The sequence below is a fragment of the Acidiphilium sp. 34-64-41 genome, from assembly GCF_002282635.1.
In the GTDB taxonomy this organism is placed as follows: Bacteria; Pseudomonadota; Alphaproteobacteria; order Acetobacterales; family Acetobacteraceae; genus Acidiphilium; species Acidiphilium rubrum.
This window is the reverse complement of sequence record NZ_NCJX01000120.1, coordinates 1-6,975: the sequence shown is the minus strand read 5'-3', so window position 1 is coordinate 6,975 and position 6,975 is coordinate 1. Positions and strand designations below refer to the sequence as shown.

At 59.9% G+C, this 6,975-nt stretch carries 7 protein-coding genes; 2 read left to right on the top strand and 5 right to left on the bottom strand.

What is annotated here, in order from left to right:
• Positions 1-308: 308 nt before the first annotated feature.
• From B7X49_RS17275 to B7X49_RS17260, 4 genes are all read right to left on the bottom strand, one after another.
• Positions 309-854: a carboxymuconolactone decarboxylase family protein gene (locus tag B7X49_RS17275; RefSeq protein ID WP_286705244.1), complete on the bottom strand. Its 546-nt coding sequence runs from the start codon at positions 852-854 to the stop codon at positions 309-311.
• 125 nt (positions 855-979) lie between these two features.
• Positions 980-2,083 carry an NADH:flavin oxidoreductase gene (locus tag B7X49_RS17270; protein WP_286705245.1) on the bottom strand — a complete coding sequence of 368 codons (1,104 nt, stop codon included), beginning with the start codon at positions 2,081-2,083 and terminating at the stop codon, positions 980-982.
• A 106-nt stretch (positions 2,084-2,189) separates the two neighbouring features.
• A complete protein-coding gene (locus B7X49_RS17265) occupies positions 2,190-2,489 on the bottom strand; it encodes a putative quinol monooxygenase (protein WP_286705246.1) in 300 nt (99 codons plus the stop codon).
• A 69-nt stretch (positions 2,490-2,558) separates the two neighbouring features.
• Positions 2,559-3,317 (bottom strand): alpha/beta fold hydrolase, encoded by a 759-nt coding sequence (locus B7X49_RS17260; RefSeq protein ID WP_286705247.1) that lies wholly within the window; start codon positions 3,315-3,317, stop codon positions 2,559-2,561.
• A 116-nt stretch (positions 3,318-3,433) separates the two neighbouring features.
• Between B7X49_RS17260 and B7X49_RS17255 the strand changes: the two genes are divergently transcribed.
• Complete coding sequence (locus B7X49_RS17255; RefSeq protein WP_286705248.1) at positions 3,434-4,360, top strand: LysR family transcriptional regulator; 927 nt, start codon at positions 3,434-3,436, stop codon at positions 4,358-4,360.
• A gap of 189 nt (positions 4,361-4,549) precedes the next feature.
• On the opposite strand, the gene B7X49_RS17250 is transcribed toward B7X49_RS17255, so the two are convergent.
• Positions 4,550-5,440 (bottom strand): SDR family oxidoreductase, encoded by an 891-nt coding sequence (locus B7X49_RS17250; protein WP_286705249.1) that lies wholly within the window; start codon positions 5,438-5,440, stop codon positions 4,550-4,552.
• 98 nt (positions 5,441-5,538) lie between these two features.
• Between B7X49_RS17250 and B7X49_RS17245 the strand changes: the two genes are divergently transcribed.
• Positions 5,539-6,633: an AraC family transcriptional regulator gene (locus B7X49_RS17245; RefSeq protein ID WP_286705250.1), complete on the top strand. Its 1,095-nt coding sequence runs from the start codon at positions 5,539-5,541 to the stop codon at positions 6,631-6,633.
• Positions 6,634-6,975: the final 342 nt, after the last annotated feature.

Here is a 6,975-nt window from a genome sequence, read left to right as displayed (position 1 = left end):
GGGCTTCATCGGCGAACCACACCTCGATCGGCTTACGGGCCGCCGTGGCCGGGATCGCCGCCGCTACCAGGCCAGCGAAGTCTTTTTAAAAATGTCCTGCGCCGCAGCGTCCTTCTTCGGATGGTGACGCTTTTGTTCGTGGCGTCGTTGAAAGGGCCCTCAGCTGGGATTCCAGCGGCCGCGATTAGATCAGGCTTGAACTCTGGCTTGTCGTCGGCCGATGTGGAGAAACCGTTAGGCCAGCATGGTGTGCTCCACGCCAAGGCAAGCCAGCTGGCGGCGGCATGCACCGCCAACTCCCGCCAAGATTACGCTGCTTCAGCGGCCAGTACGACGGGAAAGTCGATCTCGGTTCCGGCGACGATGTTGAGGAGGTTCGTAAAAATATTTTCGGCCACGACCGCGATGATTTCCACGATCTGGCCGTCGGTGAAGCCGGCGGCTTTGACTGCCTGCACATCTGCATCGCTGACTTTGCCGCGTTCCTCATTGATCTTGAGCGCAAAGGCGACGGCGGCATTTGCCCGGGGGTCGGACGAGGCGCCCTTGCGGGCCAAAGCAATTTCGGCGGCATCGATCTTGGCGAGGTTGAGGCCGATATAGCTGTGCGCCGAGAGGCAGTAGTCACAATCATTGCTCTGCGCGATGGCAATGGCGATGCGCTCGCGGGTTTTAAGGTCGAGTGCCTTCCCCAGGGCTCCATTCAGGCCGAGCAGGCCCTGCAAGGCGGCCGGACTGAGCGACAGGACGCGAAAGCTGTTGGGGATGACGCCGAGCTGTTTCTTGACGGCCTCGAGCATGGGCTGCGATGCGGCTGGGGCGGTCTCAAAACTGGGAACGGTCATGCGCGACATGGGTCTCTCCTTGATTGAACCGCCATTTGCGGTGTGGTTGAAATGTAAGCTTATGGGGCTGAGGCGATAATCCATCATGTTGGCAAGACTTCATTGCCGCCTCAGCAATAAAGAAGGGTTTGCCATCACATCGCCAGCTCGGTTTCCTTGATGTTGGCAATGGGACCGAGGATCGCCGGGTCAAAGTCGCTGAGGGCGCGGCGATCGGACAAACGTTTCGGTAAATCGGGGTTCGCCAATGCCCCACGGGCGATTGTGACGATATCGGCACCATCGTTGAGTGCCGCGACAGCCTGCGCGATATTGTGCAGACCGCCATTGGCAAGGATCGCGGCTTTGGGGGCGTAGCGCTTGGCGAGGTGCATCAGGGATGGACCGCCCGGCGTGAATGCCGGTTGCCAGGCCGTATATTCGGTGACGTGGACGAAGTCGACGCCAGCCTCGCCCAAGCGGCCGAAGATGAATTCCGCGTCGCGCTCAGCCGCAGCCCATTTGTGCTGGTAGTCGTTCACCTTGCCTTGCGAAATGCGAACACCCACAGGCACCTTGGCGCCGACTTTTTTGCGCACGGCTTTGAAAGTTTCGAGGATCAATCTCAAGCGGTTTTCCGTGGTGCCGCCCCACTGATCCGTTCTGATATTGGTATAATCGGTCAGAAACTGGTCGAGGAGATAGCCGTTGGCGCCGTGGATTTCGATAGCGTCAAACCCGGCAAGCGCGATGGCGCGTTCCGCCGCCTGAGCTATGCCGTCTATGGCGCCGGCAATCTGCGACTCCGTCATCGCTTCCGGCACGGCGTAGCGGTCCTTGCCGTGATAGAAGACCATCTGTTCGCCCTTGGGCTGAATGGCTGACGGTCCCACAGTGCCGTGGCGAAAGCGATTGCCCTGACTGAGTGCGCCGGCATGCATCAGCTGGGCAATGGCGAGCGCACCATGCGTCTTGATGCCAGCAATGACTGGCTTCCAGGCTTCCGCCTGCATACCGTCGCTGATGCCGGGTTGATTCGCGTAGCCCTGCGAGAATGCTTGATCGGTGTAAGTCCCTTCGGTGCTGACCGCCCCGAAGCCACCCCGCGCAAAACGCTCATAGTAGCGGGCCATCGTCTCACTCGCCCGGCCGTCTTCCGTTGCGCTGATGCGCGTCATCGGCGCAACGGCAATGCGGTTCTTCACGGTATGTCCGTTTATAACGATCGGCGTAAAAAGCGCGCTCGTATCAATGTCCATTGCCCTCGTCTCCGGTACTATAAAAGGGGATGGGCGGCCGGCATATCCACCGCGACAGGCCGCCCAAGTTCATCATCGGTTTCGTAATCAAAGGCCGCGGCAGCGCCTACTTCTCGGCGATGACCTGAAGCCGGTAAATCTTGGGAGCCTCGGAAAAAAGCTCTGCTGCATGCGCTACAAGCTCCGCTGCCGCTTCGCCGTTCAAATGCGCATCGCGCGCAGCCTCATCATCGAAGGTGTCGAAGATTCGATAGCCGCCTGGCTCACCTTCGACTTTCGCCGCGTGCCAGGTCAGCGTGCCGGGTTCATTTCTGGCCAGCGCGGCCTCCTTCTTCAGAAACGCCTCGACCTGCGCTTCCTTTCCCGGTTTGGCCTTCAACTCGACAAGCAATGCAAAGTTAGACATTTGAGATATCCCTTTCTGAAACATGGGTAAAAGCTAAGGTTGATCGTTACGGTCGGCCTCGGTCCGTCCTTACTGCGCGATGGTGCCGGCGGCCTGATTGATCACATCGACAACGACGTCCGGATAAGTGACCGGAACAGCGTGCGAAGAGTTCACTTCAATGACGTGAGCGTGAGCACGATCGGATTGGAATTTCCACTCCTCCACGGGAAACACCGGGTCCAGCAGCGGCCGAATTTGCCAGCTCGGCTTGGTCGTCCAGGCGGCCGATGTCAGCTTTTCATTGAGGGCTGCCAGCTCGACAGGGCGCTGGGTGGCGATCATCAAGGCGAGCACGCTCTCAGGCACGTCGGCGGCGAGGAGGGGGCCGTATTTGTCGGCCTGGACGAGGGCATAGGTGCCGCTGGTGCCATCGGACAGGGTATAATTGGTCAGATTGATGGCCGAGGCGAAGTCGCCACCGGGGAAACGTTGGAGCGTATCCGTTGCGGATTCGCCCGCTGCGGGCATAGGCGAGGCCGCATAGACCAGGCCCTTGACGTTGCGGTGCTCCCCGGCCTGGGTGATGACGGCCCCACCATAGGCATGGGACACGAGGATCACCGGGCCCTGAATCCTGTCCAGCACGCTGCGCAGATAGGCAACGTCAATGGATAGGCTCCTTAGCGGGTTGGCGAAGGCTATAACCGGAAAGCCATCACGCTGAAGCCGAGGGATCACGAGATGCCAGATCGACGCATCTTCGAGGGCGCCATGTACCAGCACGATCGTTGGCTTGGGCTGTGCGGCTTGGGTGGGTTCATGGGTAGGAACGGTATTGTTCGACATGGGTCTCTTCCTTAAGTGAGCCGCCAGTTGCGGTGTGACCCGTGATGTAGAACCCTCGCGTTAATGCGATAATCCGATAATTTGACAAAACTTTATTGCTGTATCAGCAATTATATATGGACAATCTCGAAGCCATGCGCATCTTCGTCTCTGTCGCGATCCAAGGCAGTTTTACGGAGGCGTCTCGGCGCATGCGGCTATCGCCTTCGGTGGTGACGCGATCCGTTGCACAGATCGAAGAAAGACTGGGGATCATGCTGCTCAATCGCACGACCCGATCTGTGCAACTGACCGAGCGAGGCCAGATCTACCTGGAGGATTGCAAGCGCATCTTGGAAGATTTCGAGATGGCGGAGCGGCGGGTCCGCGGCGAGGATGCAAAACCCCGGGGTACCTTGCGCATCACCGCACCGGTTCTGTTCGGGCGTTTATACGTGTTGCCGATCGTGAATGCGCTTTTGCACGAGTATCCCGCGCTCTCAATTCATCTAACCTTATCTGATCGCAACGTTAATCTATTCGAAGAAGGTGTGGACGTTGCCGTGCACGTCGGCGAGCTTGCCGATAGTAGTTTGATCGCCCTTAAGCTGGGCCTCGCCACGCCTGTCCTCGTCGCCAGCCCCGCTTATCTGCAAAAGCGCGGCGCCCCGGCATCGCCGGCAGCACTCTCGTCGCACGATATCATCCTGTTCGAAGGTATCGGCGCCACCAATGAATGGTCCTTTGGCGCAGATAGAAAAACGGTACGGGTCGAGCCTCGCCTCATTGTCAACGGTGCGGACGCAGCGATCACGGCCGCCGAGGCCGGGGTTGGCATCTCGCGAACGCTCTTGTACCAGGTCTGGGAGGCTCTCCGCGCCGGGCGTCTCACACTCGTTCTACAAGATTTTGCGCCGCCGCCGCTGCCGGTCAGTGTCGCCTACCAGGCGCGGCGGATCGCGTCCGCCAATGTCGCTATATTCGTCAAAGCCATACGGGAACATTTCAAAGCCAACCCGCTTGCTCAGTTCAATGGGCCCCAATCGCCTTCTGAGAGAAACTAAATAAATTACTAAAGAATATGAACCGACCCTCCTGCGGACAAACCGGCGAATGATTTTCCGTGACGCCAACGATATGCGCGCCCATCACGTGGCTCAGTCGCCGTTTCCGGTGTCCGTTTACGCGAAGACGGGTGGGTTTGGTCGATGGCCTGATTGAGGCGCATTGCAGACATTGCGCTGTCGACCGGCTCAGAACTGCGTGTAGTCCATCGCGTCAAGGTCGGCGATCAGGCCTGGACCCGTCGGCTTCCAATTCAGCTTCTGGCGGGTGATGGAGCTGGAAGAAGGCATGTCGTGCCCGGCGAACATGCTGAGCCAGCCAAATTGCGCCTGCGAGTCTTCGGGCTTGATGCTCACGACGGGCACCTTCAGCCCGCGGCCCAGCGCCGCGGCGATCGTCTTCATCGCAACACCTTCTTCGTCGACCACGTGGTAGATCGCGCCGGCTTCGGCATTCTCGAACGCCAGACGGTAAAGCCGCGCGGTGTCTGAAACATGCGCCGCCGGCCAGCGATTACCGCCGTCGCCGATATAAGCCGAGACGCGCTTCTCGCGCGCCACTGCGGTGAAATAAGGAACCAGGCCCTGCTTATGCGTGTCGTGAATTTGCGCCAAGCGGACGATGGAGGTTTTCACGCCGCGCTCGGTGAACGTCTGCATGATTGTTTCCAAACCTGCGCGCGGGTTCCACGACGCCGTTGGGCTGTCCTCCGTCGATGGCTGGCCGTCCACATTGGCGGCGAGCGCCGTGCCGGAGGTCACGACGAACGGCCGCACCGATCCCTGCAGCACCTCGCCCAGCGCCGCGATCGCCGCTCGCTCATCCGCGGCGTTCTTCTCGAACTGGGAAAAATTGTGGCTGAAGGCGAGATGAATCACGCCATCCGCGCGTTCCGCGCCTTTGCGCAAGCTGTCCAGGTCCTCAAGGTTGCCATGAAGGAATTCGGCCCCAGCCGCGCGCAGCTTCTCGGCGCCCGCCTCCGAACGCGTCAGGCCAAGCACCTGATGGCCTGCCGAGATAAGCTCCGGAACAAGCACGGACCCGATGAATCCTGTGGCGCCGGTTACAAAAATACGCATGAAGATGTCTCCTTAATGCTCATGACGTGCGGCTGATCGGCGCCGTCGCGACCCTAGATAGACGTCCGCCCAGGGACGATCTATGATTGGAAATCCGTATGATTGGTCCGATCGTCTTGAACTATCAGACATCCAATATCCAAACACCTGAGACCGGGCCGATGCAGCCGGCTTTCGGCTCAACGCAGCGCATGGACCCGCTCTCCGAGGTTCTGGCCTTGCTGAAACCGCAAAGCCTGTCCTCCGGCGGCTTCATGGTGCCGGAAGATCTTGCGATCTATTTCCCGCGGCACCAGGGCATCAAATGCTACGCCATGCTTGCCGGCCAGTGCTGGCTGGCCGTCGAGGGCGTCGATGCGCCGGTCAGCCTAGAGGCTGGCGACTGTTTCGTTCTGCCGCGCGGGCTCCCGTTCCGGCTGACGACAGATCTGTCGCTCGAACCTGTCCATTATATGCGCGCCTGGGATCGGCTTCAGAAGGTCAGTGACACGCGGGATATTCCCGAGGGTGGGCGATACCTCGCCGGCGGCTTCTTCGGATTCACCGGCAGCCACGCCGAGATGCTGCTGCACGGCTTGCCGCCCATCGTTCATATCCGCCGAGAACCGGACAAGATTGCAATGCGCTGGTCGCTGGAGCGCCTGCGGGAAGAACTTCGCGACCCCCAGCCGGGCGGCTCGCTGATCGCGCAGCAGCTCGCCTATATGATGCTCATCCAGGCGCTGCGGCTCTACCTGGCGGACGCGGCAACCGCCGGTCCAGGTTGGCTTTCCGCGCTGTCGGATCGTCATATGAGTATCGCCATCACCAGCATGCACAGCGACCCGGGACATCCATGGACGCTGAAAGCGCTGGCCGAACGTGTGGGTATGTCGCGCTCGGTCTTTGCATTGCGATTTCGCAACACCGTTGGCGCCACGCCTTTGGAATACCTCGCGCGCTGGCGCATGCTTCTGGCTGCCGACCGTCTGAAAAACTCAAGCGAAGGTCTCGGTACGATCGCGCGTTCGCTTGGTTACGAATCCGAGAGTGCCTTCGGTAAGGCTTTTCGACGCGTTACCGGCTGCTCCCCAAGGCAGTACGCACGGCCAACGCGACCGGGACCGGGCGCCTCACCCCAACAGAACACCGTTGAGGATATGACCCTGACCTCGGGACGGATGGCCGCTTTCGAGCAGACGGAGTTAGCCTAGGAACGGCAGGGATGAGGCGCATAGCGGGCGTTGACGGTGCGTCGCTTGCCGGATCTCACGTTGTCGACGGGAGCGCGCATCTGTCGTCAAACGTCCGCCGCTCCCTCCTAGCCGCTGCGGCAGTTTGTCGCACAATTCCTAAGTTACGCGACAACCTTGCCCTCGGCAAAAACGACCGGTTGCGGCCGTTGACCCCGGTTTTTTCCTCACATTACCTACGAGATTGGTCGCGAAATATTTGGCTTTACTCATCGGTCGGTAATTAAGACGACATTTTGCTAGTCGTATGTTTGCGGGGGTGATATAATTCCGGCATGAAACGGGACGGTCGCAGATTTGATC

What these genes read in the sequence shown, in the direction of transcription:
- B7X49_RS17275 (WP_286705244.1), bottom strand. Translation starts at nt 854, where the DNA reads ATGTCGCGCATGACCGTTCCCAGTTTTGAGACCGCCCCAGCCGCATCG.
- B7X49_RS17270 (WP_286705245.1), bottom strand. Translation starts at nt 2,083, where the DNA reads ATGGACATTGATACGAGCGCGCTTTTTACGCCGATCGTTATAAACGGA.
- B7X49_RS17265 (WP_286705246.1), bottom strand. Translation starts at nt 2,489, where the DNA reads ATGTCTAACTTTGCATTGCTTGTCGAGTTGAAGGCCAAACCGGGAAAG.
- B7X49_RS17260 (WP_286705247.1), bottom strand. Translation starts at nt 3,317, where the DNA reads ATGTCGAACAATACCGTTCCTACCCATGAACCCACCCAAGCCGCACAG.
- B7X49_RS17255 (WP_286705248.1), top strand. Translation starts at nt 3,434, where the DNA reads ATGGACAATCTCGAAGCCATGCGCATCTTCGTCTCTGTCGCGATCCAA.
- B7X49_RS17250 (WP_286705249.1), bottom strand. Translation starts at nt 5,440, where the DNA reads ATGCGTATTTTTGTAACCGGCGCCACAGGATTCATCGGGTCCGTGCTT.
- B7X49_RS17245 (WP_286705250.1), top strand. Translation starts at nt 5,539, where the DNA reads ATGATTGGTCCGATCGTCTTGAACTATCAGACATCCAATATCCAAACA.